Source organism: Roseateles sp., from assembly GCF_047654805.1.
Taxonomy (GTDB): domain Bacteria; phylum Pseudomonadota; class Gammaproteobacteria; order Burkholderiales; family Burkholderiaceae_C; genus Pelomonas.
The window spans coordinates 1,002,221-1,027,367 of the sequence record NZ_JASGIV010000001.1 but is presented as its reverse complement, the minus strand read 5'-3'; the positions used below and the strand labels follow the sequence as shown (position 1 = coordinate 1,027,367).

At 63.3% G+C, this 25,147-nt stretch carries 19 protein-coding genes, 1 tRNA gene and 2 pseudogenes; 8 read left to right on the top strand and 14 right to left on the bottom strand.

Features of this window, described 5'->3' with window-relative positions:
- The first annotated feature begins 14 nt into the window (after positions 1-14).
- The 5 genes from QM732_RS04635 to QM732_RS04615 all read left to right on the top strand — a co-directional run bounded on the left by QM732_RS04635 (position 15) and on the right by QM732_RS04615 (position 7,782).
- Positions 15-2,894: a Z1 domain-containing protein gene (locus QM732_RS04635; protein ID WP_415655019.1), complete on the top strand. Its 2,880-nt coding sequence runs from the start codon at positions 15-17 to the stop codon at positions 2,892-2,894.
- The gene (locus QM732_RS04630; protein WP_415655018.1) at positions 2,878-3,882 is read left to right on the top strand and encodes a PD-(D/E)XK motif protein; all 1,005 of its coding nucleotides are present in this window, start codon (positions 2,878-2,880) and stop codon (positions 3,880-3,882) included. Before QM732_RS04635 ends, QM732_RS04630 begins: the two co-directional genes overlap by 17 nt.
- Positions 3,879-5,660 (top strand): AIPR family protein, encoded by a 1,782-nt coding sequence (locus QM732_RS04625; protein WP_415655017.1) that lies wholly within the window; start codon positions 3,879-3,881, stop codon positions 5,658-5,660. The genes QM732_RS04630 and QM732_RS04625 overlap by 4 nt, the downstream gene beginning before the upstream one ends.
- Positions 5,661-5,702: 42 nt before the next feature.
- A complete protein-coding gene (locus QM732_RS04620) occupies positions 5,703-6,161 on the top strand; it encodes a very short patch repair endonuclease (RefSeq protein WP_415655016.1) in 459 nt (152 codons plus the stop codon).
- Between the two features lie 76 nt (positions 6,162-6,237).
- Positions 6,238-7,782, top strand: coding sequence for an HNH endonuclease family protein (locus QM732_RS04615; RefSeq protein WP_415655015.1), 1,545 nt, complete (start codon positions 6,238-6,240; stop codon positions 7,780-7,782).
- A 1-nt stretch (position 7,783) separates the two neighbouring features.
- Here the strand turns inward: QM732_RS04615 and QM732_RS04610 are convergent, their stop codons facing one another.
- The 3 genes from QM732_RS04610 to QM732_RS04600 all read right to left on the bottom strand — a co-directional run bounded on the left by QM732_RS04610 (position 7,784) and on the right by QM732_RS04600 (position 12,550).
- A complete protein-coding gene (locus QM732_RS04610) occupies positions 7,784-9,358 on the bottom strand; it encodes a DNA cytosine methyltransferase (protein WP_415655014.1) in 1,575 nt (524 codons plus the stop codon).
- A gap of 330 nt (positions 9,359-9,688) precedes the next feature.
- Positions 9,689-10,720 (bottom strand): hypothetical protein, encoded by a 1,032-nt coding sequence (locus QM732_RS04605; RefSeq protein WP_415655013.1) that lies wholly within the window; start codon positions 10,718-10,720, stop codon positions 9,689-9,691.
- A gap of 24 nt (positions 10,721-10,744) precedes the next feature.
- Positions 10,745-12,550: a sensor histidine kinase gene (locus tag QM732_RS04600; protein WP_415655012.1), complete on the bottom strand. Its 1,806-nt coding sequence runs from the start codon at positions 12,548-12,550 to the stop codon at positions 10,745-10,747.
- 171 nt (positions 12,551-12,721) lie between these two features.
- Between QM732_RS04600 and QM732_RS04595 the strand changes: the two are divergent.
- Positions 12,722-14,298, top strand: a pseudogene (locus QM732_RS04595) (IS3 family transposase).
- Between the two features lie 12 nt (positions 14,299-14,310).
- Here QM732_RS04595 and QM732_RS04590 read toward each other — a convergent pair.
- The 3 genes and pseudogenes from QM732_RS04590 to QM732_RS04580 all read right to left on the bottom strand — a co-directional run bounded on the left by QM732_RS04590 (position 14,311) and on the right by QM732_RS04580 (position 15,449).
- Positions 14,311-14,619, bottom strand: a complete 309-nt coding sequence (locus QM732_RS04590; protein ID WP_415655011.1) for an ATP-binding protein — start codon at positions 14,617-14,619, stop codon at positions 14,311-14,313.
- Between the two features lie 204 nt (positions 14,620-14,823).
- Positions 14,824-15,300: pseudogene (locus tag QM732_RS04585) on the bottom strand (ATP-binding protein); the annotation flags it as partial.
- Positions 15,297-15,449 carry a hypothetical protein gene (locus QM732_RS04580; RefSeq protein ID WP_415655010.1) on the bottom strand — a complete coding sequence of 51 codons (153 nt, stop codon included), beginning with the start codon at positions 15,447-15,449 and terminating at the stop codon, positions 15,297-15,299. The gene QM732_RS04580 and the pseudogene QM732_RS04585, both read right to left, overlap by 4 nt.
- 151 nt (positions 15,450-15,600) lie before the next feature.
- Between QM732_RS04580 and QM732_RS04575 the strand changes: the two genes are divergently transcribed.
- A complete protein-coding gene (locus QM732_RS04575; RefSeq protein WP_415655009.1) occupies positions 15,601-15,780 on the top strand; it encodes a hypothetical protein in 180 nt (59 codons plus the stop codon).
- Entirely contained in the window at positions 15,758-16,768 is a 1,011-nt protein-coding gene (locus QM732_RS04570; RefSeq protein ID WP_415655008.1) for a recombinase family protein, read from the top strand. Before QM732_RS04575 ends, QM732_RS04570 begins: the two co-directional genes overlap by 23 nt.
- A gap of 39 nt (positions 16,769-16,807) precedes the next feature.
- On the opposite strand, the gene QM732_RS04565 is transcribed toward QM732_RS04570, so the two are convergent.
- The 8 genes from QM732_RS04565 to QM732_RS04530 all read right to left on the bottom strand — a co-directional run bounded on the left by QM732_RS04565 (position 16,808) and on the right by QM732_RS04530 (position 25,135).
- Positions 16,808-16,884, bottom strand: a tRNA-Arg gene (locus QM732_RS04565).
- 92 nt (positions 16,885-16,976) lie between these two features.
- Positions 16,977-18,224 carry a heme biosynthesis HemY N-terminal domain-containing protein gene (locus tag QM732_RS04560; protein WP_415655007.1) on the bottom strand — a complete coding sequence of 416 codons (1,248 nt, stop codon included), beginning with the start codon at positions 18,222-18,224 and terminating at the stop codon, positions 16,977-16,979.
- Positions 18,225-18,314: 90 nt separating this feature from the next.
- Positions 18,315-19,457: a uroporphyrinogen-III C-methyltransferase gene (locus QM732_RS04555; RefSeq protein ID WP_415655006.1), complete on the bottom strand. Its 1,143-nt coding sequence runs from the start codon at positions 19,455-19,457 to the stop codon at positions 18,315-18,317.
- A gap of 16 nt (positions 19,458-19,473) precedes the next feature.
- Positions 19,474-20,229, bottom strand: a complete 756-nt coding sequence (locus QM732_RS04550) for a uroporphyrinogen-III synthase (protein ID WP_415655005.1) — start codon at positions 20,227-20,229, stop codon at positions 19,474-19,476.
- Positions 20,226-21,152: a hydroxymethylbilane synthase gene (hemC, locus tag QM732_RS04545; RefSeq protein ID WP_415655004.1), complete on the bottom strand. Its 927-nt coding sequence runs from the start codon at positions 21,150-21,152 to the stop codon at positions 20,226-20,228. The genes QM732_RS04550 and hemC overlap by 4 nt, the downstream gene beginning before the upstream one ends.
- A 32-nt stretch (positions 21,153-21,184) precedes the next feature.
- Positions 21,185-23,428, bottom strand: a complete 2,244-nt coding sequence (locus QM732_RS04540) for a DUF6445 family protein (RefSeq protein ID WP_415655003.1) — start codon at positions 23,426-23,428, stop codon at positions 21,185-21,187.
- A 14-nt stretch (positions 23,429-23,442) separates the two neighbouring features.
- Positions 23,443-24,417, bottom strand: a complete 975-nt coding sequence (locus QM732_RS04535) for a cupin-like domain-containing protein (protein WP_415655002.1) — start codon at positions 24,415-24,417, stop codon at positions 23,443-23,445.
- Positions 24,418-24,436: 19 nt separating this feature from the next.
- On the bottom strand, positions 24,437-25,135 hold the full coding sequence (locus QM732_RS04530; protein WP_415655001.1) for a SapC family protein: 699 nt from the start codon (positions 25,133-25,135) through the stop codon (positions 24,437-24,439).
- Positions 25,136-25,147: the final 12 nt, after the last annotated feature.

The following is a 25,147-nucleotide window of genomic DNA, read 5'->3' as shown; positions in this document are numbered from 1 at the left end:
AGGGGGAGGATCGAATGCCAGAGTTCAGCACCTCGACCGCGACGGCGCTCAGCATCGCTCAGAGCCTGCTCGTCGCTGATCAGGACAAGGGGCCCATCACCGCGGCATTGATCACCGAGAAGGTGAACATCGCCGCCTCGGTCGTCGCGCCGGGCAATGAAGGCGCCGTTGACAAAGACGCCGTCATCGCCGAGCTGATCCGGCGGTACAGCCAGTGGATCGGTCGGGACACCGGCATGTCGGACACGACGGACCATGAGGCTTGGCTCAACGCGGCCCGCAAGAAGGACTGGAGATGTTGGCCGCGATACCGCGACATGCTCGAACGCAAGATGTCCGTGACCGCCGTCGATGCGCTGGACAAGTCCACCGACCGCATCCTGGGCTGGATGGAGGACCCAGGCCGCGCGGGGGCGTGGGACCGCCGCGGCCTAGTCGTGGGGCACGTGCAGTCCGGAAAGACTGCCAACTATTCGGGCCTGATCTGCAAAGCGGCCGACTCCGGCTACAAGATCATCATCATCCTGGCGGGCCTGCACAACAATCTGCGCTCGCAGACGCAGATCCGCCTCGAAGAGGGTTTCCTCGGCTACGAGACCTCAGCCAACGGCGACATCGTCAAGCTGATCGGCGTCGGCGAGCATGGCCGCGATTTCGAGATCAAGCCCAACTGCGCGACCAATCGCACCAACACCGGCGACTTCAACACGAAGATCGCCAAGCACTTGGCCATCACCCCGGAGCAGCGCCCTTGGCTCTTCGTCGTCAAGAAGCACAAGGTGGTGCTGGAGCGCCTGCTGAAATGGATCCGGGGCCATGTGGCTGATGCCACCGACGAGCACGGCAAGCGCTTCGTCTCGAACCTGCCGCTGCTGCTGATCGACGACGAGGCCGACCACGCCTCGGTCGACACCGGCGAACAGCACATCGGCGCCGATGGCAAGCCCGACGAGGACCACGAGCCCAAGGCCATCAACAGCCGGATCCGCAAGATCCTCAACACCTTCGCCAAGAAGGCCTACGTCGGCTACACGGCCACGCCCTTCGCCAACATCTTCATCCACCGCCAGAACGAGACACCCGAGGAAGGCCCCGACCTCTTCCCGCAATCGTTCATCGTCAACCTCGCAGCCCCCTCCAACTACGTCGGCCCGGCGCGCGTCTTCGGCCTGCAAACGCCCGAGGGACGCAGCGGCCTGCCGCTGACCCGGGTTTTCCAAGACCACGCCAGCGATGACGGCCGCGATGGCTGGATGCCGGCGAAGCATCAAAAAGACCACGCTCCGGCCCACATGGGGCAGGACGCGCTGCCGCCCTCGCTGCGCGAGGCCGTCCGTTCGTTCGTCTTGGCCTGCGCGGCCCGGGAAGCCCGCGGCCAAGGCGCGCAGCACTCCTCCATGCTCGTTCACGTCACCCGCTTCACGCTCGTCCAAAAGGAAGTGCACCGCCAGGTTGAAGACTTCGTCCAGAAGATGAAGCTGCGGATCACCCGCGGGATCGACCATGAGGCGCTGCTCGACGAGCTGCGTGCGCTTTGGGAGTCCGACTTCGTTCCCACTACCGAGGCGATCGCCTCCAAGCTGACCGAGTCGGAAGAGAAGCCATCCGCCCTGCCTTGGGCCGAAGTGCTCGCCAAGCTGCCCGACGTCCTCTCAGACATTGAGGTGCGCATGGTGAACGGCAAGGCCAAGGACGCGCTTGATTACGCCGAAGAAGGCGCCAAGGCGCTCAAAGTCATCGCCATCGGCGGCGACAAGCTCGCGCGGGGCCTGACGCTCGAAGGCCTTTGCACCAGCTATTTTGTGCGCACGACGAAGATGTATGACACGCTGATGCAGATGGGCCGCTGGTTCGGCTACCGCCCTGGCTACATCGACCTCTGCCGCCTCTACACGACCGAAGAGCTTGTCGAATGGTTCGGCCACATCGCCGACGCCTCCGAGGAGCTGCGCGAGGAGTTCGACACGATGGCCGAGAGCGGAGCGATCCCCCGCGACTACGGCCTGCGCGTGCAATCTCATCCCGTGCTGCTGGTGACCTCGCCGTTGAAGATGCGAACGGCCAAGAACCTGCAGTTGTCGTTCAGCGGCGATCTGCTCGAAACCGTCTCCATGCACAACGACGGCAAGATCCTGGATCAGAACCTCGACACGGCCAACAAGCTCATCGCCGCCTGCGGCGCTCCCGACGAGACCAATCCCGAGCGCGTGCGCGGCACGCAAAATCAGCAGTGGGAAGGCTTCCTCTGGAACGACGTGCCGGCCGACCACATCGCCGACTTCTTCGAGTCCTTCATCACGCACCCGAAGGCGCGCAAGGTCAACAGCGCTCTGCTCCGCGACTTCGTCCGCTCCATGGCCACGACGAACGAGCTGACCTCGTGGACCGTCGCACTGCTGGGCGGTGGATCGGGCGACAAGCACACCTTCGCTGGCGGCCTGACCATCGATAGGATGACCAAGCGCACAGCCGACAAGGACATCTCGGATCGATACGCGATCGGCCGGCTGCTGTCGCCCCGGGACGAGGCGATCGACTTGGATGATGCGGCGTGGAGCGCGGCGCTGGCCCGCACCAAGAAGATGTTCAACCCTGACGCGGGCCGCCAGAAAAACGGCGTCAAGCCCAGTGAACCCGACACGCCCAACGGCCCGTCGATCCGCTTCATCCGCGGCAAGGGATCCGAGGCCGATGGCGTCGCCCCCGCGCCGCAACGCGGGCTCCTGCTGCTCTATCCGCTCGACCCCCAGCAAGCGGGCAGCGAGGCGCTTGCTGACCGGAAGAATCCGGTCATGGCCTTTGGCGTCAGCTTCCCATCGAGCGACTCCGGCGTGAAGGTCGAATACGCGGTGGACCACCTGCTTTGGACACAAGAGTATGGCCCTGCTGATTGACGACATCGAGCTCGCCTGGCGCTCGCTGCGGGATAGCGCGGATGCCTCCGGCTGGCGCAGCATCTCCATCGCCACGATCGGCCCATGCTCCTTGCTGGCCGGCCTGAGCTTCCCCGACAAGAACGAAGCTCTCCTCGCGAGCTTTGCAACCTCAGCGATCCCCGCAGCCGAGAAGCTCCCCGATGGTCAAGGCTTCGCGGTGTCGCGCGTGGAGCCCAGCGGCGACGGTCTGACATGGCTCGCGCTCACCCGCAGCGTGCACGGCAGCTTGGAGCTCTTCGCCGCCATGGTGGCGGACGTCGCCCACGCGATGGACGCCGAGTCAAGCGCCGACGAGAAGCGGCTGCTGCGAGTCTTCCTGGGACGCATCCGCGCCTGGCAAGAATTCATGCGTAAGGGCGCTCAGGCCCTCAGCCCCGAATCCGAGATCGGCTTGGTGGGCGAGCTGACGCTGCTGAGGGCGATCATCGACGCGGGCCTTCCCCTGGCCTCTGCCATTGAATCGTGGGTGGGGCCGCTCGACGGTGTTTGCGACTTTGAGATTGGCACCGGCTCTTTGGAGGTGAAGGCCACGCTGTCAGCGGTTGGCTTCCCTGCCAAGATCGGGTCGCTGGAACAACTCGACGATTCCGTTCGCCAGCCGCTCTTCCTGGCCGGAGTGCGGCTGCGCCAGACCGACACCGGGCAGAGCCTGCCGGAACTGGTGGCGGACATGCGCGACGTAGTCGCAGGCGACGCCGAGCCTGTGCGCTTGCTGAGCGAGCGGCTGATCGCCGCGGGCTACTTCGACGCCCACGCGGACCGTTATGTCCGCCGGTTCGCGCCGGCTGAAACCAGCGTCGTCGAAGTGAAAGACAGCTTCCCCCGTCTCACCCCCGGCAGTGTCCCGCTGGGCGTCACTAAGGCCGCGTACGAGATCGATCTGGACAAGGCCGCGGGGCCGAGCGTCCCGACCGCCGATGCATTGAAGAAGTTGGGAGCGATATGAGTTCAACCCTGTCGGATTTTCTGCGCGAGACGCAGACCGCCGTGAAATCCCAAATGCGCGATGGCGCGCTGTATGAGGAGCTGGTCTTTGCCGGGATCGTGATGGATCACATGTCGGAGATCGGCATGACCTTCGAGCCTGTCGAGTGCCACTATGAGGGGACCGTCGTCAATGCCAAGCTGCGGCTGAGCGGCTACTCCATCTCCGACGACAGCGACCAGCTCGACTTGTTCGTGAGCCTGTATGCCGGCGCCGAGGAACCCTCACCGATCACGGACACCGAAACCAAGCAGGCCGCCGAGCGCTGCCTTCGTTTTCTGACTGAGTGCGCCGAAGGCAGGATGGCCCAGAGGCTCGACCAATCCAGCGACGTGCGCTCGCTCGCCGAGACGCTACAGGCCATCTACAACGACCTCGAACAGGTGCGCGTCTACGTCATCACCGACCGGGTCGCCAAGTCCAAGAGCTTCAAGACGCGCGACATCGGCGGAAAGGCCGTGCGCCTGGAAGTGATGGACATCGAGCGGCTGCACCGGCACACCTCCGAAGGCAAGCCGCGCGATGAGCTGGTAGTCGACTTCAAAGAAGTGTCAGGCTCACCCCTGCCCTGCGTCTATGTGCCCGGCGAAAGCGACGACTACGACTACGCCATGACGGCGGTCCCTGGCGAAGCGCTGCGGCTGCTTTACGAGAAATTCGGTGCGCGCCTCCTTGAAGCCAACGTGCGCTCCTTCCTGAGCGTCAAGGGCAAGGGCGTCAACGCCGGCATCCAGTCAACTCTCCGCACCGCGCCCGAGCGCTTCATGGCTTACAACAACGGCATCGTCATCGTGGCCGACGAGATGGTGCTGGGCAAGACCTCCGAGGGCGAGCAAGGTATTGCCTGGCTAAAAGGCCTGCAGATCGTCAACGGCGGGCAGACCACGGCCTCCCTCTACTTCGCCAAGAAGAAGTATCCCGACACCGACCTGAGCCGAGTGCGCGTGCCGGCCAAGATCATCGTCATGAAAGCGCAAGACTCCACCAAGGAAGAGGCCCTGGTGTCGGACATCTCGCGATATGCCAACAGCCAGAACGCGGTCCGCCAATCGGACCTCTCGGCGAACAAGCCGTTCCATGTCGAAATCGAGAAACTCTCGCGCTCGGTCTACTGCCCCGACGGCGTCGGCCAATGGTTCTACGAGCGAGCCGCGGGCAGCTACAACACGCTGCTCTCCCGCGAGGGAACCACGCCGGCCCGCCTCAAAGCCCTGAAGGACGCCATCCCCACCGCGCGGCGCGTGACCAAGACCGACTTGGCGAAGTACCTCAACGCCTGGGACCGCAAGCCCGACATCGTGAGCATGGGCTCGCAGAAGAACTTCGACCGCTTCATGGCGGCGCTCTCGCCGGCCGACGGCCAAGAAGCGCCGCTACCCAATGTGGCCGACTACAAGGCCATGATCGCCAAGGCCAAGCTCTACCGCGACGCCCAAAAGCTTCTGCGGCCGATGTTCCAAGCCTTCCAGGCCAATGTCACGGCCTACACGATCTCCGTACTCGCGGAGAAGCTGGGCTCGCGCATCGACCTGAGCCGCATCTGGGAGAAGCAGGCGGTCTCGGCAGAGCTCATGGAGCAGATCGCGACCTGGGCCAAGGAAGTCAACGACACGCTGCACGCCACCTCCGGCGGGCGCATGGTGTCGGAGTGGGCCAAGCGGCCGGAATGCAAGGATGCGGTGATGGGCGCGAGCTACTCGGAGCCGGCCGACGGCATTCCGGAGGTCAAGCCCGCCTGATCAGCTTGCCGGCTCGTCTCCGCGTATCGTGACGCATCCAACATGGCCGATATCGTCAGCCCCGCCAAGCGAAGCCAAATGATGTCTGGCATCAAAGGCAAGAACTCATTGCCCGAGATGCTGGTCCGCAAGGCACTGTTTGGCATTGGCTATCGGTTCAGACTGCATCGACGCAGCCTGCCGGGCACGCCCGATATTGTGATGCCGAGCCGAAAAATCGCGATCTTTGTACACGGGTGCTTTTGGCACTCGCATCAGGGATGCAAATATGCCAAGACCCCTTCAACTAGAACAGAATTTTGGAAAGCAAAGCTGCAGGGGAACCTGCAACGTGATCAGCGTGCAACGGCGGATTTGATAGAGATGGGTTGGCGCGTACTAAATGTGTGGGAATGCGCTACACGAGACTCGAAAACGGTCGCCGAACTACCCGAAGCACTCCGCCAGTGGGTGGAAGGAAGCGAAAACCTAGGCGAAATCAGTGGCCCGTTGCATCTTTAAGCTATCAAATAAATGCGCCACCTTCGCAAATCACCGAATGCATGCACATTAGAAAGGGCATGAAATGGTACAACGCGTGACGCTGGATGCAATGATACCGCGCGCAGATTTTGCGATTGCCGATGAAGAGTTCACTGTCGACTTGGTTCAGAATTTTCCAATAAGCTTTCTTCAAGCTGACTCAGCCATCTTAAAATTACTCCGCAAACCCGATTTTCAACGAGAAACCAATCAATGGTCGCCCGAGCAGGTCGCAGTTCTGATTGCGAGCTTTCTCGACAACGAAGTAATTCCGTCGCTGATTTTGTGGAAATCTCCAACATATATTTTTGTAATTGATGGAGGACACCGACTGAGCGCACTTCGCGCCTGGATTGAAGATGACTACGGCGACGGCGCACTGAGCCTCAGTTTTTACAAAGGCGAAATTTCAGAAGAGCAGAAAAAGACTGCAAGACGCACCCGGCAACTGATAGAGCAAAAAATAGGCAGATTTTCAAACCTGCGCAATCTCAGTGGCACGAAGGTATCCGATGACGCAGTCGCCGTAAAACGGGCAAACCGTCTATTTACTCGCGCCTTGAATCTCCAATGGGTACTAGGAAATGCAGACGTCGCTGAAACGTCATTTTTTAAGATTAATTCCCAAGGAACTCCGCTCGACGACACGGAGGAAATGCTGATAAGAAATCGACGCAAACCTATTGCCATTGGTGCGCGGGCGATCTTGCGATCCGGGACAGGGCACAAATACTGGTCCAGCTTTTCTCAGAACCACAAAGATAAGCTAGAGGAGCTTGCTAACGACTTTTACGAGCTACTTTTTGAACCAGAATCAAAAATACCTCTCAAAACGCTTGACGTACCTTTTGGGGGATCCGTATCACCTGTCGAAGCTCTTTCCTTGCTGATAGACTTTTTGATGCTCTCCGGTTCTAGCACGTCGGAAGCCTTGGCGATTGAAAAGCAGCCCAATGACGAGACCGGTGAAGAAACAATCGGTGTCCTACGAAGATCGATTGAAATCTTAAACCGCATAACGGGCAATACACCAGGAAGTCTTGGCTTGCATCCAGCAGTTTATTTTTACAACGAACGAGGCAAATACAATCGTTTTTTGTTTCTTGGGATGACTGCACTCTTAACGGAACGCGTCAGGAACAACGATACTAAATTTTTCAAAAAATTCACTCGCGCCAGAAGCATCATTGAGAATTTTCTCGTCGCCAACAAGTCGCTGATTGCTCTTATTCAGCAAAACATGAGCAAAGCTCAGCGGGTTCCCCGCATGAAGCAGCTATTTGAATACCTCATCGAGGTAGGCGCCTCAGGCGAGCTACCAATAGCGGAGGAAGCAATTGCACAACTCGGCCTGCGCGGACGAATTCTGGACGTGAATTCAGCCCAGAACACGTTGAACTTTAGCGATGACGCAAAGTCGATGTTGTTTGTAACGGCAGCGCTTGCCGGAGCTCTGCGTTGCCCAATTTGCCAGGGCTACTTGCATCCAACGAAGTCAGTTTCGTATGACCACATAGTTCGTCGCCAAGACGGTGGCACTGGTGATGTCGCAAACGGCCAAATGGCTCACCCGTTTTGCAATACCGCGGTCAAAAACTAAACTAACGCTTCGTTGGTCGGCGCGGTGCTGACATGAAGTCGGAAATGATTTGACCGATCTGCTTGGCCAGAAGCGGCGGGACGGCGTTGCCGATCTGCCCGTATTGCTCCGTCCGGTTCCCCTCGAAGAAGTAGTTGTCGGGGAAAGTCTGCAAGCGAGCCGCCTCACGCGCCGTCAGGCTGCGACACTGTCCCGGATCCGGATGGATGTAGTAGTGCCCATCCTTCTTGATGTGGGCGACCACAGTTGACGACGGATGCTTGCCGATCTGGACGCGGAAGCGATCCTTGAAGGGTATCGTCTCCTCGTCCACGTTCACATGGTCTGGCAGCAGCTTGGGCGGGAAGTTGCGCAGGTCCGGAGCGTATGTCTGCGTCGCGGCAAAGCATGCCGCGAACATATAGCGGTGAAGATCTGACCGCATGTGACTTCGCGTCTCGTGGTGCAGGACGCCGCCGAGCTTGGGGTCCAGATACCACTGCCGAAGATCCTTCGGCATGTTATTTCCCGGGGTGACAGGGGTTTCAATGAATGGACCGCCAAACGTCTTGTGCTTCTCGGCCTTCTTGATGAACTTCTCCATCGCTGCCTCTATGGTCGAACGCAGCGGCGCCTTCCAGCCAGCCAAGGTACTGGGCGATTCTTTTACGGCCTTGATCCAAGCTTCTTGCGAATCCGGCTCTTTGGACAACCGGCTACGCAGATCAGGCAGGCCCGCCAAGGCGGTGCTCACGCCGATCTTCTTTTTTTGCTTGCGAAGCAGAAAACTCTGAGGCCGGTCCCGTAGCGCGGGGGTCGCCGCAGCCACGTCTGAGCGAATGCCAAAGAGGATCACTCGATGCCGGCTCTGCGGGATGCCATGATCGTCGGCCTCGATCACATAGTCGTTGGGGTCCAGCTCACCATCTGCCTTGTGGACCACAAGCGAACGGACTTCATAGCTGAGGTCTGCCTTGGGCGCTTTCAGGTCAGCAAGAATCTGCTCGAAGATGCGCTTGCCGGAGTTGGTCGAGTTCAGCATCCCCTTGACGTTCTCCATGACGAACACCGCCGGAGAGAACTGTTTGATGATGCGCAGATATTCGATGTAGAGGAAATGCTTGGCGTCGGCCTCGAACTTCTTCACGTCCTTCCCGCGCAGTCGCGAACGACCAGCCAGAGAGTAAGCTTGGCACGGCGGCCCTCCGATGAGCACCCAGTCGGTCTTCCCGCCCAGAGCCTCTCGGATCCATCCGTCGACCTCCTTAGGAGGGATGACGCCCAGCTCCGCGCAGCGGGCCTCTTTGGACGCGTGCTCAGCAGCGACCTTGATGTCAGGGTGTGCGAGAAACTCTTCGCGACCGATCTTGCCGCGGACATAGTCGTAGTAGCAGTCCGGAACCTTGCCCTTCGGGAACTTGCGGAAGATCGCCCGAAGCATCAATGTCCGATGGGCGATTGGATCCTTCTCGATGGAAATCTTGACGTCAAAGCGACGCTCGCCGTTGGTGCCCAGAACGGATGAGAAGCCTTCGCAGAGTCCCCCTGGCCCGGCAAAAAGATCGATGACGGGTATCGCTGCTTTCTTTTTCTGCATTTGTCTGTAGGCACATCGCGAGTGAGCCCCAAAAGTACTCATCGCACGTTCTGTCATTCTGCCAGGCTAAATCAGGGGGCCCTCGGCTGCGGCACAAGCCCGTTGCCGAGCCGCACAAAACAAAGGGAAAACCCTTGGAGGGGTGGCCTTCAACGCGGAAGGGCGCTTCGAGCTATAGCTTGATCCCGACAGCTATCTGGCGGCCGGCCACCACACATGCTGCTCCGATCGCAACGATGGCGGTCGGACAAGCTTCCCACCGACAGGCATGTGAACACCGTTCCGCTGACATCCGCAGCGCTCAAGCTCCGAGGCAAAGGCGAAAAGATCCTACGGGCTCGAAAGCGCCGGTGTCCCAATCCTGCTGAAGTAGGCGCCAAAGCGTTCGACCAACGACGGAACGAACTGAGGCGCAAGGGACGCCCATCTGTTCGCTGTCAGCAGCTCTTTGATCTGCGCGACCGGAATAGCCCTCAGATCGTTGAACTGAACAAACCAAGGCCCGAGCTGCTTTCCATCGTGGTCAAGCATCGGGGGAAGGAAGTGCAGCTTGTGAGACCCATCATGCTGTGCAATGCGTGGCTGCTCCTTCGGCTTTTCGTTCCAGCGCTTGGAGACATCGGCACAACGGGCGATCAGAACCGATTCCACCTTACCCTCCTGAGCGAGATCGCAGCGGGGCGTAACGACGATCCACAAACCATCCTCGTACTTGACTAGGTCACCAGTGTCCAACCGCTCCTTGATCGCGGGCATGAAGTACGTCTCTTCTGGGTGCGCATTTCCGCCGTCGGCATCCAGCAGTGCATCGTGAACATGCGCGACAACATGACGGGCGAGCATGCCGCCGATGTCAGCGCCGTCGTCCTTGGCCCAGTTCTTCCATCGAGGCCAGATAGAACGAAAGAACACCCGCGCGGTCTCTCTCTCCACGGCATCCCTCGTTGTTCGCAGCTGCAAGAGCATCTTGTATTGCCTCGCAAGCCAGCTGAAAACTGGATCGAGACCATCGCCACGGTCGAAAACCTCGACTTGAGGAACGTCGCCGACCTCGGCTTCCTGTCGCTGTCCGGAATAGATCGCGATTGCCACCGGATGGGAGCCAAGTGCATAGCGGACCAGCGCATTGCCATGATCATTCGGCTCCATCTGCCCTTCGGTCTGCAGCCTCAGATCGACAACGACGGCGTCTGGCTTCTGCGTCCGGAGGACCTGTTGAGCTTCGGCCACTGATCGTGCAGTGACGGTCTGAACCGCAAAGCCGTGTGCTTCCGCGTCTGCATTGTGAGTGGCCGCCCGGTCATTCCAGGCGCTGATGTTGTCCTGCTGATCTTCCACAAGCAGGATGTGTAGCGTTGGCATTGTTCTCCCTCCCTATCAAAATCTTTACGGTGTCTTTTGCATTTCGATCAAGAAAGAAGTCTCGTCGGGTTGGGGGTCATAGATGACCCTTCCTTTGCTGGCCTGCATTGCCTCTCTCGCAATCGCCAGCCCAAGTCCTGAACCTTCTGGTTTGAGCGTGAAGCCAGGTTTGAAAAGGTTTTTCGCAAGGACGGCATCTATCAAGGGCCCGTTATTCGAAAGAACAATTCGAACCCACTTTTTAGAGTGCGTCATGGCAACACGAAGCTCTCGCGGCTTTGTGGGACTGGTACCAAGCCAGTGGATGGCGTTGTCGATGATGTTCAACAAGGCGGCCATCAGGTCGGCCTCATATACAGTGACCTTGGGAGCGCCATCCTGAACCTTCCTGACGACGGTCACGCCATTCTGGTCAAGCAAATCCTTGAACAGGGCCAAGCAACGCTCCACAACCTCCATGGGATCCAGCGACTTGGGTCGACCGCGCTTCCGACTGGCGATTGGGTCCAGCGCCCTGAAAAGCTTCGTCAGATGACCTGCGGAGTTATGAATCGACGCAGCGTTCTTGGCAAATGTATCCCTGAAATTCTTGCCGAATGGGGTTTCATCGAGAAGCCGGGGGGCACCGTCCGACAACCCTTTGGCCCTCGTGTTGATATCCCCGAGATAGCGCCGGCCATCGTGGAGCATTTGCGAGATGACAAGACCGAGGCTCGACTGCGCCGCGAGCTTGTGTTGATACGCCTCAAGCTCCTCTAGCGAAGTTTTCAAAGCACTGCTTTCCTGCTTCAGTGCCTTCTGCACCTTATCCCGGTATCGGGGCGGCAGCTCTGCAATTGCCCTCGTAGTCGCCTGAAGGCTGACTTGTCCGCGGATTCCGCCGGTATCGCCCTCTTGCTTGCGGCTCAGGCCTGCCATTTCACGGAAGTCAACGCGCAAGTTTTCGGCCCGGGCCATGACGTCTGCCACGAGTCGCTTGAGACGCTCGAAGTGCCCGTTGTGCTCGAGACCCTCGCGACTGCTGCGTTCCACGAGCCCCGAGGCAGCCTCTTTCGCGATAGTGACGGTTCCCCAGACTTGGTTCAGACCCAGCTTCAATGAGGGGTTCTGTACACGTTTGCGCTCAAGCTCGAGCCAGTCCGATTCCGCGTCGCCGTATGGCCTGATCCTGAATCCTGCACGGTAGATACCAACGCCGATGTTTTCATCGAGCATCTTCCGGGCATCTAACCTGCCGATGGAGCTCAGGCCCATCTTTTTGAAGAGGTCAACGATCGCGTCAGGCTCGCGATCGTAGATGTTGAGGGCGATCGAAAACGGTCCGCATGGCTCTTCCCCTTCCCCAAGGGTCTGCGCTTCCATGACCAGAGGGATCGTCTGATCAGCAGCACGCTTATTGATGAACCTGCCTTCGAATGCACCGTCCTTGTCGAACTTGCCTTCCACCCGATAGTGGAAGACGTTGCCGAGAAAGAACGGACGGATCTCGGTTGGGTCAGCACTAGTTTCAGCTACGTCCGCCTCTTCAGCAAAAGCGCCGGAGACCAGAGACTGACCGTCAAAGCCATGAGCTTCCGCCGTGAAGCCCTTCAAATCCAGATAGATCCTGAATCCACGCTCGCGAGCCTCGTGCGGAGAAGCAAGCCGCCGGAGCTCGCGAATCAGTGACTCCAGTTGGTGTTTCGTCCACGGATCGCGGAGATGCGTAATCGTCAACGTGACTCCGGTGGTCTCGGAATCTCTGCCTGGACGGGTGGAAATGTTGATGTCTATCTCATCGAGATACTGACTCTCTTCGAAGAGCTTCCAGTTCACCTCGAACTCACTCACCTCGCGCAGCTTCCCCGATGCCTTGTGACAGGTGCTCAGATGAAGAAGGGATCCAAGCCTTGCAGTAGCGAAGCGCCCAACGCCCTTGGCGCCTAGGAGCCTCCCCCCCGCGTCAGAATGGTTGTCGCCCCGATAGAACCGAAGAATTGGGGGTGACGATGAGAGAAGAAGTTGGCTCGATACGGACAAGCATTCAAGGATCGGGCGGTAGCGCGCATGCTGCCGCCGGAGAGCGCGCCGCCGGAGGTGGTGTCGCGTGAGATCGGCATCGGTGTGGACACGCTGGAGCGCTGGCGCGCGCAGTCGCTGTCCAAGCCGCTGCAAAAGCGCGAGTGGACGGCCGCCGCGCGGCTGGAGGCGGTGATCACGACCGCGGCCATGGACGAGGCCACGCGCAGCGCCTGGTGCCGCGAGAACGGCGTGTACCCGCAGCAATTGCTGCAGTGGCGCACCAGTGCGACGCAGGCCCTGGCCGCGCCCGAGGAGGCGCGCGCGAGCCCGTCGCAGACCCGCGAGGATCGGCGTCGCATCAAGGAGCTCGAGCGCGAAGTGCGCCGCAAAGACAAGGCCCTGGCGGAGACAGCAGCGCTGCTGGTACTTTCAAAAAAAACGGCGGCGATCTTCCAAAGAAACACGCAGGGCGAGGACGAATGATCGGCCTCGAAGATCGCCAAGAACATGCCCGCAACATTGAAGTCGCGCGCCGAGCCGGAGCCCGGCTTCACCAGGCCTGCGAGGTGGTGGGTATCACCGCACGCACCCTGCAGCGCTGGAATGCTCACCAGGGCCTCGAAACGGGCGATGGCAGGCCCGCAGCGATGCGCCCGGTGCCCGCGCATGCGCTGACCGAAGCCGAGCGCGCCGAGGTCCTGCGCGTGGCCAACGAGCCGCGCTTCGCCGACATGCCGCCGGCGCGCATCGTGCCGATGCTGGCTGACGAGGGCGTGTACATCGCCAGCGAATCCACCTTCGCACGCGTGCTGCGCGCCCAGGGCCAGATGCGCCATCGAGGGCGGGCTAAGGCGCCGCGCAAGAGCCGGCCGCCGACCACGCACATCGCCACCGCGCCGCGACAGCTGTGGTGCTGGGATATGACGTTCCTGCCCACGCAGGTCGTCGGGCGCTGGTTCTTCCTGTACCTGATCCTGGACGTCTACAGCCGCAAGATCGTGGGCTTCGAGGTGCATGAGGAGGACGACAGCGATCACGCCGCGCGGCTCGTGCAGCGCACCGCGTTGGCGGAGGGCATCCATGCCCTGCCGCGCGACGACAGGCCCGTCCTGCACGGCGACAACGGCGCCACGCTCAAGGCCACCACGGTGCTGGCGATGCTGTGGTGGCTGGGCGTGAAGCCCTCGTACTCCCGTCCTCGCGTGAGCGATGACAACGCCTTCGTGGAGTCGTTGTTCCGCACGGCCAAATACCGGCCGGAGTTCCCGGACAAGGGCTTCGCCGACCTCGGCGCCGCGCGCGAATGGGCGCGCGAGTTCGTGCATTGGTACAACTACGACCACCGTCATAGCGGCATCCGCTACGTGAGCCCGGCGCAGCGCCACGACGGCGCGGACGTTGCGCTCCTCGCGGCCCGGCACGACGTGTATCACAAGGCCCGAAAGCGCAACCCGGCGCGCTGGTCAGGCCGCACGCGGGACTGGTCGCACATCGCGGCCGTCACGCTCAACCCAGAACGCGACTCTGTCGTCGCTGCGACCCGGCGCAGCAAGGATAGTCAGCCATTGGCTGCATAACCGAGGCGACAACTAGATTGACGCGCGCCGCCTCCGCCCGGAGGGACTGGTGCCGCGCTCCAACTTGTCCGTGGTCGCAGGTTCAAACCACTTGGCCGTGATGTCGTTAGCCGACATGCCATGTCCAGTGTCCGCAACGCGGATCTCTCCCGGCTTTCGGCCCTCCTGTAGCGAACCGGGAGGGGTGATCCTGATGCTGACGGAGGGCGAGTCGGCATCGTAGGCATTCTTGACCAGTTCAATGAGAGCGGCTTCAGGCCCGCTGATCAGCTGGTCACCGATCGTGCGGACAATCCTCGCCCGCGGACGGAGCTTGGCCATGCGGTACTCCTCCCTTAGAAGTTGCGGCTCGGCGGCTGGGAGCCGGAACCTGGTAGCTTTTGGTGGCTATCAACGTATCGTTCGCTTATAGCACGCGCGCATTTTGAGACCAGCTCTCACGGCAGGGAAACTGTTGATTCCCGCGCCATCCTGACCCACCGTTTCCGTCCAATCCTGACCCACCCTTGTTCGAGCCTCTTGGGCTCAGGTTGTGGGTAGCTTCCTCGGTTTGGACTCCTTCTTGGTGGTGGGTTGAGCTGAGCTGTTCTTGAAGCGGTAGCTGTCGTTGCCGGTTTCAAGGATATGGCAGTGGTGCGTGAGCCGGTCCAGCAGCGCCGTGGTCATCTTGGCGTCGCCGAAGACGCTGGCCCATTCGCTGAAGCTCAGGTTCGTCGTGATGACGACGCTGGTGCGCTCGTAGAGCTTGCTCAGCAGATGGAACAGCAGCGCGCCGCCGGACGAGCTGAACGGCAGGTAGCCGAGCTCGTCGAGCACGACCATGTCCATGTGGGCCAGCCGGTGCGCCATCTGGCCGGTCTTGTTGCAGAGCTTCTCCTGCTCGAGCTGGTTGACCAGCTCGACCGTGGAGAAGAAGCGAACCCGACGTCGGTGATGCTCCAGCGCCTGCACGCTGATGGCCGTGGCCAGGTGGGTCTTGCCCGTGCCAGGCGAAGCGGTCACATAGTGCCCGCGAACAGCAAGCTGAACTGCTGAAGATCTTCTATCCATACCACCCGCGTGCGGGCCAAGAGGTGGTCGTGGTGGGGCGTTGTCGTCAAGGCGATGTCGACTACCTGATCGTGCGCCAGCCGGATGACACGCAGGCGCATCTGCCGAAGTGGATGACGCTGCCGGAAGCGACGGCGCGAGCGGCCATCGTGGCGATCGCCAAGCCTTCTCTGCAAGCACTACTGGCGCTGCGACGGGAGTTGGATGCCGCCCTATCGTCACCGGCAGGTTCCACCCCTATTGGAGGCGTTGATGAAGCCCGACTCCAAGTGCCGCCAGCGCGAGCTGTTCGACGGCGACCCGCAGCTCCTGGCAGTCCTGCCGTCACAGCAGCCAGAGCTGATCGACCTGCTCGCGCAATTGCTGTGGCAGGTCTCCAGCGCACAGACGGCAATCAATCAGGAGAGCAATGATGACCAAGATCTGTCCTGAGCATCTCGCGCGCCGTGCCTATGTCTACGTTCGTCAGTCCACCGTGGATCAACTGCGCAACAACCACGAGAGCCGACGTCGCCAATACGCTCTGGCCGACCGTGCCCGGATGCTGGGATGGAGCGACGTGGTGGTCATCGACGATGATCTCGGCGTCTCAGCCAGCGGTGTTGCGCGCCCTGGATTCGAGCGATTGCTGGCGGCTATTTGCAGCGGCGAGGTCGGGGCCGTCGTATCCATCGAAGCCTCGCGCCTGGCGCGCAACGGGCGTGACTGGCACACGTTGCTGGAGTTCTGTGCTCTGGTAGGCAGCATCATCGTCGACGAGGACGGTGTCTACGATCCGCGCAGCGTCAATGATCGACTTCTGCTCGGCATGAAGGGCACCATGTCCGAGATGGAGCTGTCGTTGCTGCGGCAACGTTCAGTGGAAGCGCTCAAGCTCAAGGCCGCACGTGGCGATCTGTACACGATGGTGGCCGTCGGCTACGTTCGCAGCGATGGCGACCGCATCGAGCTCGATCCCGACTTGCGCGTGCGCACCGCCATCGCCGCCGTATTCCAGCGCTTCGCGCAGGCCGGCAGCGTGCGCCAGGCGTTGCTGTGGTTTCGCCAGGAGCGCATCGAACTGCCGGCGGTCACCTATACCGATGGCCGGCGCAGTGTGCAGTGGAGGCTGCCGGTCTACAACACGATGCTGCGCCTGCTGACCAATCCGGTCTACGCCGGCGCTTACGCGTTCGGCCGGACCGAGACCCGCTCGCGCATAGAAGCCGGTCGCAAGCGCGTGGTGCGCGGCCATCGGCGTGCCCGCGAGGACTGGCAAGTGTTGATCGTGCAACATCACGAGGGGTACATTGACTGGGAGACCTACGAGGATGACAGCGGGCGCTGGAACATCAGCCTGGCGATGTTGAAGCGCGAACAAGAGGCGACCGGCGGGGATGCGAGTCCCCCAAAAGTCCCCCAGCAAAGGAAAACGGGTTAGCGCCTTTCGGTGCTAACCCGTTGATTCTCTTCTTATTGTTGGCGCGGCTGGCAGGATTCGAACCCACGACCCCTTGGTTCGTAGCCAAGTACTCTATCCAACTGAGCTACAGCCGCTGAAGCCTCACAGTATAGCCAGATTTTTAGGCCCTAGGCAAGAGTTGGCCAGTTTTTTTGAAAAAAGTTGAGGCGGCCGCCCCGAGCGAGGCTCAAGGCAGGCGCGCCGCGGCCTCAAAGCAGCGGGCGCGGCGCTGGTCATCGCCCTCCTGTTCGGCAAGAGCCGCCAGTACCACCCAGCTGCGCCGGCGCGAAGCGTTGGGCATGGTGACATCGTCGGCTACCGCTTCGAGCATCAGGCGGGCCTTGCCCCAGAGCTGGCGCTCCGCCAGGGCATGGCCCAGCGCGAACGCCAAGGCGCGCTCGCGCGGGAAGCGGGACTGGGCCGACTCAAGGCGCTGCAGCCAGTCCGGCCCGCAGCCGGCCAGCACCGGCACGAGGGCCTGGGCCAGGGCCGCGCGATCGTCGGGCTGCAGCTCGGCGAGGTCGTCGAAGAAGGGTCGCAACCAACCCCGGCCATCGTCGGGCGCACCGAGCTGCCCAGCGCACTGCGCGGCCCGCGCGGCGACGAGGGGATCACGACGATCGGCTGGATCGAGCTGCTGCCAGACGGAGCGCAACTGGTCGACGTCACGTGCGCCGTCCAGCGCCTCGAAGGCCAGAGAGCGCAGCAGGCTCTGAGCCGCCGCCTTCGAAAAGGCCTGGTGCTTGGCAAGCAGGCGCGCGGTGCGCAGCGCATCCAGCGGCTGCCTGGCCAGGCGAGAGGCCTGCAGCCGCAGCCGCAGCGCCTGGGTGCGACGGGCGACACCAGGAGCCAGCTCCGCCAGCACGCTCAGTGCGCGCGTCGCGTCGCGGTCGTCCAGGGCCCATTCGGCGGCCAGCAAGCGGGCCCCGTCCTCCTGGGCCCGTGCACCGCCAGCGCGATGGGCCAGCTCAAGGGCACGGCTGAGCTGCTCGTCGCGGTGGCGGCGGTCCTGCAGCCGGTGCGCACTCGCCGCGGCCAGCAGGTGTGCCAGTGCCATGAAGGACTGATCGGTTGCCAGCTCGGGCGTCGCGGTCTGGATGTTGAGCGCCTTCTGCGCGGCTTTCTGGGCGCGGCTGAAGCGGGCGCCAAAGAGTTCCACCAGCGCCTCCCGCAGCGCCAGCTGGGCACTGCGTTCCCGCTGGGCCAGGCGCCACTCGCGGGCGCGCCTGGGCAGCGTGGTCAGCGCCTCGATCGCCTGGATGGCAGTCACGAGGGCAAAGCAGCCCGCGACAAGCACCAGCAAGAAGAGATTGAGCGAGACGTCGACCCGCCAGCCAGCCCAGTAGAAGCTGGCCAGGCCGTCGTTGGCACCAAGGGTCAGCGCCGCGACGACGGCGACGACGAAGAGCAGGACCAGCCAGATGACGAGACGCATGATCAGCGCCGTCCGGCCGCCCGAAGGCGTTGAAGCGCCCCTTCCGGGGGCAGTGAGCATTGCGAACGTGGGGGCATCATGTCCTCCCCCTCACCGACCGGCCGCGGCGGCGGTCAGCGCCGCCAGCGTGTCGTCGGGCCGCGGCACGCTGACCTGGCGCGCCTGCCCGGCGACCTGGCGCAGCAGCTCAGTCACGCTGGCAACCTTGCGCGAGCGTGTGTCGAAGTAGCGGTTCAGCATCTCCTGGCTGTCGCGCAGGTCGGCCTGAGCCGTGTCGAACTGGCGGCTCAAGAGGGCGAGGCGGGCGTTGAGCAGGCGCAGCTTGAGGTTCTCGCGCAGGAAGAAGCTCTGATCGGGCGAGATCAGTGCAGCCTCGGGGTGGTCGATGCGGGTCACGCGCAGCAGCGTGCGTGCCTCTCCCCAGACCAGGCCGGTCCAGGCGGAGAGCTGCTGCGTGGCCTGCCACCACCACAGCGCGAGCTTGCCGTCTGCGGCGGCCGCAGTCTGTTCACGCTGCAGCTTGAGGGCACGCTCGCGCTCCCTGGCGGCCTCGGCGTTGCGCTCGTCGCGCGGGCGCGGCGCGGCCTCGCTCCCGGACATCAGCGGCAGTTCGTCCGCCATGCGCACGACCTCGTCGAGCTTGATGGTCAGCGTGGACACGTCAACAACCGCCACCGCCTTGACGCGGTCCAGGTCGCGTGCAACGGCGCGGCGCACGCCTTCCATGCGCGGCTGCTTGTAGCGCAGCAAGCGCTCGTCGGCCTGCTTGAGAGCGGCGACGAGCGGCTCGGCACTGCCGGTGATCTGGGTCTGCTGCAGGGCCACGCGCAGCGCAGCCTCGATGTCACCGACGACGTTCTCGTCCCGCGAGCGCGACATGGACTGGATCAGGTCTTCCAACTGGCCTCGCTGCAAGGCCACCTCGGCGAGGCGGGCCTCCAGCAGCGAAACCTTGGCGGCGGTGTCGCGCACCAGTTCACCCGACTGCTTTGCAGCCAGGCGTGCCTCGGTAGCCTGCGCCTGGCTGGCTTCCTGGCGGCGCACCAGTTCCTGCTCGAGCGACTGCTGGCGCGACAGGCTCTGCCAGGCCAGCACCACGCACAGCAGCACGGCAACGCCCAGCAGCGCGAGCAGCCAGGGTAGCCAGGCCGGCAGGACGGGTGCGGAGGGGGGTGGCGGGGCGGCGGGCTCGGCCGCAGCAACGACAGGGGGATTCAGCTCGGGCTCACTCACGGTGCGTCAGATTCTGTCAGAGGCCTTTCAGGGCCTGAGTGACCGCTTCGGGGGCAGGTCGCGTCAAAACCACAGGCGCGAAGCCGGCGGCACGCGCCGCCTCGGCAATGCGGCCATGGGTGGCGATGGCGCGTTGGCCGGCCAGCGACAGGCCTTGCGCCTGCAGATGAGCGACGGCCTCGGCACTACTGAACAACCACACGAAGCGCAGGGGATCGGCCTGCACCGCTGCCAGCAAGTCCTGCTCGGCGGCGCTGAAGCGCGGAGGGGTGCGGTGATAGACGGTGATGGCCTCGATGTGAGCACCTGCCGCCATCAGGCGCTCGGCCAGCCACTCGCGGCCGCCGTCGCCCCGCAACAGCAGCACGCGTGCGCCGGCCCAGTCCCGCCGCGGCGCCAGTTGTTCCCAGAGATGCTCGGAGTCCAGCGAGGCGGCATCCACTGCGGGCTGAACGATCTGAGGCGCTGGGACGCCATGGGCGGCCAGCGCCTGGGCGCTGCCAGGGCCGACACAGGCCGCGAGCGTGTGCGCCGGCCAGACCGCGCCCTGGGCGTGGGCGAAGAACTGCTCGACGGCATTGGGGCTGACGAAGACAGCCAGGTCCACGGCTTGCAACGCGGCCCAGGCTGCAAGCACCGGACCGGCATCACGAGCCGGCAGGATCTCGATCAGGGGCAGGGCCTTCGCGTCGACGCCCAGCTCGGTCAGGCGCGCCAGCCAAGCCGCGCATTGCGGCCGCGGGCGGGTGACCAGCAGCGTGGACTCCGTCATCCCGGCAGATAGGAGCCGGCGCCGAGGTCCCGCAGGCGGGCGGCTGCCTGCTGACCCAGTGACCGAGCGGCACCGACATCGGTGACGGCTGCGGCGACGCTGACGCGCAGCAGCGGCGAGGCGTGCAGCTCGGCATGGCCCAGGGCCGCATCCAGGCACAGCATGCCGCCCTGCCAGCGTGCGTGCGCCGCGAGCGGCAGGCTGCAGCTGCCGCCGAGCGCACGCGACACGGCGCGCTCCGCCTCGCAGGCCAGCAGCGTCGGTGCGTGGACCAGCTTCGCCAGCGCACCGGCCAGCGCCGCGTCGTCGGCGCGGATCTCGATGCCCAGCGCGCCCTGCCCTGCACACGGCAGCATCTGCTCGACTTCGAACAGACTGCGCACGCGCCCCGCCAGGCCCAGTCGCTTGAGACCTGCGGCGGCCAGCACGATGGCGTGGTAGCCGCCCTCGTCGAGCTTGCGCAGCCGCGTGTCGAGGTTGCCGCGCAGCGGCTCGACACGCAGGTCCGGGCGCAGGCTCAGGAGCTGCGTCACGCGGCGCAGGCTGGAGCTGCCGACGACAGCGCCTTCGGGCAGCTCGGCCAGCGAGGCGTAGTCGTTGGCGACGAACGCGTCGCGCGGATCCTCGCGCTCCAGCACGGCAGCCAGCATGAAGCCCTCGGGCAACTCCATGGGAACGTCCTTGAGCGAGTGCACCGCGAGCTGGGCACGCCCCTCGGCCAATGCGGTTTCCAGCTCCTTCACGAACAGGCCCTTGCCGCCGATCTTGGACAGCGTACGGTCGAGGATCTGGTCGCCGCGCGTGGTCATACCCAGCAGCGCGGCCTGGATACCGAGCTCCCCGGCGAGTCGGGCCTGCACGTGCTCGGCCTGCCAGAGCGCCAGGCGGCTTTCGCGCGTGGCGATGGTGATGGAAGAGGTCATGGCCCGATTATCGAGGCCATGGACTCGTGCGCTCAGGGCCGGCGGCTTTTGAAGAATGCGTTCACGGTCAGGCGCCCCATGCCACTGTGGTAACCAGGCCTGCCGGCTGCCCAGCTGATGTCGCCGGAGTGAAAGATGCCGCCGTCGTAGAAGATGGCCCGGTTCCACTTGGCGGGCACGCGGCCGATGACCTCGAAATAGCGGTTGCTGTCGGTCATGTAGCCTGGCGCAATGCCATACCTGTCGCCGAAGGCGCTGGCGTCCAGGGTGTTGGCGTCATGCCGGAAGCGGGCCGTGTCGGCCTCCGACATCAGCGAGCGGAAGAAGACGGTGCCGCCAAGCCGCTCGTCCTCGAACAGGTAGTGCACGCAGGCCGACACCATCTCGCTCGGATCGAGGCCGGAATCGTCGCGGTGGCAGACGCGCTGGCGGGCGTCAAGCGTGGCCGGATCCTGCACGACGCGGGAAAAGCGGCCGAACATGCCCAGCGGCGCACCTAGCCTCAGCGGTTCGCGGAGCTGCTCGCGGAAGAAGCCGTCCAGCTCCACGGCCATGCTTTCCGGCAACCCGAGCTGGGGACCGGGATAGGGCTGCCCTGCCATCGTCTGGAACTGGCCGGCAGAAGCCTGCGCCAGCGCGACAAGGGCCTGCGGGTCCTGCACGAAATCGTCGACGACATAGACCCGCGCTCCATTGGCAAGCTGCACGACGTCCAGGCGCGCGGCCGGATTGATGCGCAGCGACTGTCCGGCGGCCAGGGGCTTGGGGATGGTCGGCAGGTCGAGCTTCGGGGCCGGGCAGAACTGGTCGATGAACTGCTGGTGCTTGGGCAGCTTCATCAGCGTGCGCGCCACGTCCTTGCGAATGTCGCCGAGGAAGTCGGCGAGATTGCGGTCTTCCATGTTGCGCGTGATCGGATGATGGCTCGCCGGCACGATGCCCTGCCCCATCATGACCTGTACCCAGGAGTTCTCCGCAAACAGCTCGCCCTCGCGCAGCATGATGCGAGCCGTGTCGCGGAAGTGCTGGATGCGGTGCCTGAGCAGTGGCGGCACAGCCATCGCGCGGCAGTCGCGCCAGAAGGCCGAGTCGTCACGGTCGGTGACGTGGTAGTGCAGGATGATGAAGTCACGGATGACTTCGATGGCGTCCCGTGTCTGCTGGTTGTACTCGTCGATGTCGCTCTGGTGGATGCCATCGGTCGGGAACAGCTCGACAAGGCGGCTCATGCCCTTCTGGATGAGGTGGATGCTGGTGGACTCCAGCGGCTCCAGAAAGCCACTGGACAGCCCGATGGCGACGCAGTTCTTCTTCCAGACCTGCTCGCGCTGTCCGGGCGTGAAGCGGATGACGCGTGGCTCGCGCAGCACCTCTCCCTCGACGTTTGCGAGCAGCGCCTTCTTGGCATCTTCGTCGCTGATATGCCGGCTGCTGAACACCACACCGTTGCCGACGCGGTGCTGCAGCGGGATGCGCCACTGCCAGCCCCAGGGATGGGCGATGGATCGGGTATAGGGTACCGGCTCGCCGACACAGGTGGTTTGCACAGCCAGCGCGCTGTCGCAGGGCAGCCAGTGCGACCAGCTCTCGTAGGGCACGCCCAGCGTCTCGCCCAGCAGCAGTGAACGCATGCCGGTGCAGTCGATGAAGAAGTCACCCTCAATCAGCGGCCCGCCGGCCAGCTGCAGGCCGGTGATGTAGCCGCTTTCGGCATCGGTGTGCACCTGGGCGATCTTGCCTTCGATACGCTGCACGCCCATGGCCTCAGCGAGTCGGCGCAGGTACTGGCCGTACAGCGTGGCGTCGAAATGGTAGGCGTAGTTGATGCCGTTGTCGGGCAGCAGCGCAAAGCGGTTGTCCATCGCCGCGCGCAACTCCAGGCAGTAGTCGCCGTAGCTGCTCGCCAGGCCGCGCTTGCGAGCGTCCAGCCAGAAGTGGTGGAAGCCCGCCGTCCAGTGGCCCTTGCCGGTCTTGCCGAAGGAATGGAAGTAGTGCTCACCGACGTTGCGCCAGTTCTCGAAGCTGATGCCGAGCTTGAAGGTCGCCTGCGTGGCCTGGATGAACTCTCGCTCGTCCAGATCAAGGATCTCGTGCAGCAAGTGCAGCGTCGGGATGGTGGCCTCGCCGACACCCACCGTGCCGATCTCCTCGGACTCCACGAGACGGATGTCGTAGTGCTTGCCCAGGCATTTGGAAAGGCCCGCAGCCACGATCCAGCCGGCGGTGCCGCCGCCCGCAATGACGATGCGACGGATGGGTTTGGGAGCGGTAGTCATGGTCGGGGTGGGGCTCATCGTTTGAGTCGATTCAACAGCACCGCGCGCAACTGGCGAGCGCTGTTGTCGTTCATTGGCGCAAGGATGCCGCGCGCGGCCGGCGGCACATGAGCAGCCGTCTGCTCGTCGGCGTCGAAGACGTAGTGATCGAACAGTGCGCGCCAGGCGTCGCGCTGGGCCGGCGGCAGATCACGCAGCGACAAGAGTGCCATCATCAGCGTGTTCAGCGGCGTGTCCATGAAGGCGGGCGACTGCCGCCACCAGAAATTGACGAGCGCATTGACAGGCTCCAGCGATTCCACGCCGTGCCACCACTGGCTCGGAATGAAGAGCGCGTCGCCTGGCAGCAGCTCGAAGGCCTGCATGTGCTTGAGCGCCTCGGCATAGCGCGGGAAGCGCTCGAAGTCGGGCCGAGCATGGTCGACCAGGCTGATCGGCTGACCGGCCGGAGTCAGGTCCAGCGGGCCGATGTAGAGATTTGCCACCTGGTCCGGAGGGAACAGCGTGAAACGACGCCGGCCGGCGACGACGCAGGCGACGTTGTCCGGCAGGTCGAAATGCGCAGCCACCTGCATGCGGTTGCCGAGCCACAGACTCACATGCGGATGCGCGCTGGCCAGATCCGGCAGTGCATTGTCACGACCCAGCCCGGGGAAGGCGCTGTCGATCTCGGTGGAACCGAGGTAGAGGGTGTCCTGCGTGCCGGCCGACAGTTCATCCAGCAACGCGGCCAGAGTGTGAATCTCGCGTTGAAAATTGAAGTCGGTGAAGTCGTCGTTGTAAAAGAAGCGCCCACCGATCTCGGGTCTACCGCGCCACAGCATCAGCCGGGTCTGCTCGCCGAAGCTGCGCAGGTAATTGCAGAAGTCAGCATCCGAACGCTGCGCCGCCTGCACCAGCGGCCAATGCCGCACCAGGCCGCGCAGAAGCACAGGCTGGGTGGACTGCAGCACGTCAGCGGGAATGCCCGCCGGTGATTCGGCACTCACGCGTCGCTCCGACATGGGCTCAGGCGGCTTCGCGGGCGAGGTGCCGCCTGATCAGCGTCGGGAAGTTGGACAGCGACGCGATCGCCATGTAGATGGGCTGCAGGTAGTCGGCCTGGTGCAGCATGCCGATCACCTCGGCGTCCAGCGCGGCCAGGCGCTCCTCGTGGATGATGTAGAAACCCAGCAGCTGGCCATGGCTGCCGTCGGGGCGCTCGACATCCAGCACGAAGGACTCGAGCAGGTCATGCGCCTGCAGCGTCTGGATGAAGTCCGGCGTGGCCTGCAGGCCGTCGTGAAGCGCACGCAGCACGGAGTTGGCGTTCTCGGTCAGGTCGGTCGTGCCCCCCTGCGGCAGGAAGACGGCCTCGCCCTCGGCACCATGGCTGATGCGTTTGCTGGACATGTCGACCATCATGCGCAGCTCGTCGTCGGCCACGCCGATGGAAAACGGGATGCGCTGCACAGACAGCGGCAGGTACTCCGCATCCCAGCCATCGCCGCTCAGAAAGAGGTTCTGGCCTTCCTGCAGGCCGAACAGCACGACCGGCACGAAGCTGCCCTTGCCGTCGGGCTGGAAGACGATGGGGTAATGCGCCTGGAGCTTGCGGAACTCGTCCGGCGTGACGGGCGCCGACATGAAGTCGTCGCCCCATTGGGCGCCGCGCCGCGTGATGATGCGCAGGTCTTTGTGCTGGATGTTGTTGAGCAGTTGCAGCATGGGCTTCCGTTT

Excerpts from the sequence above, each read along its gene's own strand:
- QM732_RS04635 (WP_415655019.1), top strand. The coding sequence starts at position 15 with ATGCCAGAGTTCAGCACCTCGACCGCGACGGCGCTCAGCATCGCTCAG.
- QM732_RS04630 (WP_415655018.1), top strand. The coding sequence starts at position 2,878 with ATGGCCCTGCTGATTGACGACATCGAGCTCGCCTGGCGCTCGCTGCGG.
- QM732_RS04625 (WP_415655017.1), top strand. The coding sequence starts at position 3,879 with ATGAGTTCAACCCTGTCGGATTTTCTGCGCGAGACGCAGACCGCCGTG.
- QM732_RS04620 (WP_415655016.1), top strand. The coding sequence starts at position 5,703 with ATGGCCGATATCGTCAGCCCCGCCAAGCGAAGCCAAATGATGTCTGGC.
- QM732_RS04610 (WP_415655014.1), bottom strand. The coding sequence starts at position 9,358 with ATGCAGAAAAAGAAAGCAGCGATACCCGTCATCGATCTTTTTGCCGGG.
- QM732_RS04605 (WP_415655013.1), bottom strand. The coding sequence starts at position 10,720 with ATGCCAACGCTACACATCCTGCTTGTGGAAGATCAGCAGGACAACATC.
- QM732_RS04590 (WP_415655011.1), bottom strand. The coding sequence starts at position 14,619 with ATGGCCAAGCTCCGTCCGCGGGCGAGGATTGTCCGCACGATCGGTGAC.
- QM732_RS04580 (WP_415655010.1), bottom strand. The coding sequence starts at position 15,449 with ATGCGCCTGCGTGTCATCCGGCTGGCGCACGATCAGGTAGTCGACATC.
- QM732_RS04575 (WP_415655009.1), top strand. The coding sequence starts at position 15,601 with ATGAAGCCCGACTCCAAGTGCCGCCAGCGCGAGCTGTTCGACGGCGAC.
- QM732_RS04570 (WP_415655008.1), top strand. The coding sequence starts at position 15,758 with ATGATGACCAAGATCTGTCCTGAGCATCTCGCGCGCCGTGCCTATGTC.
- QM732_RS04560 (WP_415655007.1), bottom strand. The coding sequence starts at position 18,224 with ATGCGTCTCGTCATCTGGCTGGTCCTGCTCTTCGTCGTCGCCGTCGTC.
- QM732_RS04550 (WP_415655005.1), bottom strand. The coding sequence starts at position 20,229 with ATGACGGAGTCCACGCTGCTGGTCACCCGCCCGCGGCCGCAATGCGCG.
- hemC (WP_415655004.1), bottom strand. The coding sequence starts at position 21,152 with ATGACCTCTTCCATCACCATCGCCACGCGCGAAAGCCGCCTGGCGCTC.
- QM732_RS04540 (WP_415655003.1), bottom strand. The coding sequence starts at position 23,428 with ATGACTACCGCTCCCAAACCCATCCGTCGCATCGTCATTGCGGGCGGC.
- QM732_RS04530 (WP_415655001.1), bottom strand. The coding sequence starts at position 25,135 with ATGCTGCAACTGCTCAACAACATCCAGCACAAAGACCTGCGCATCATC.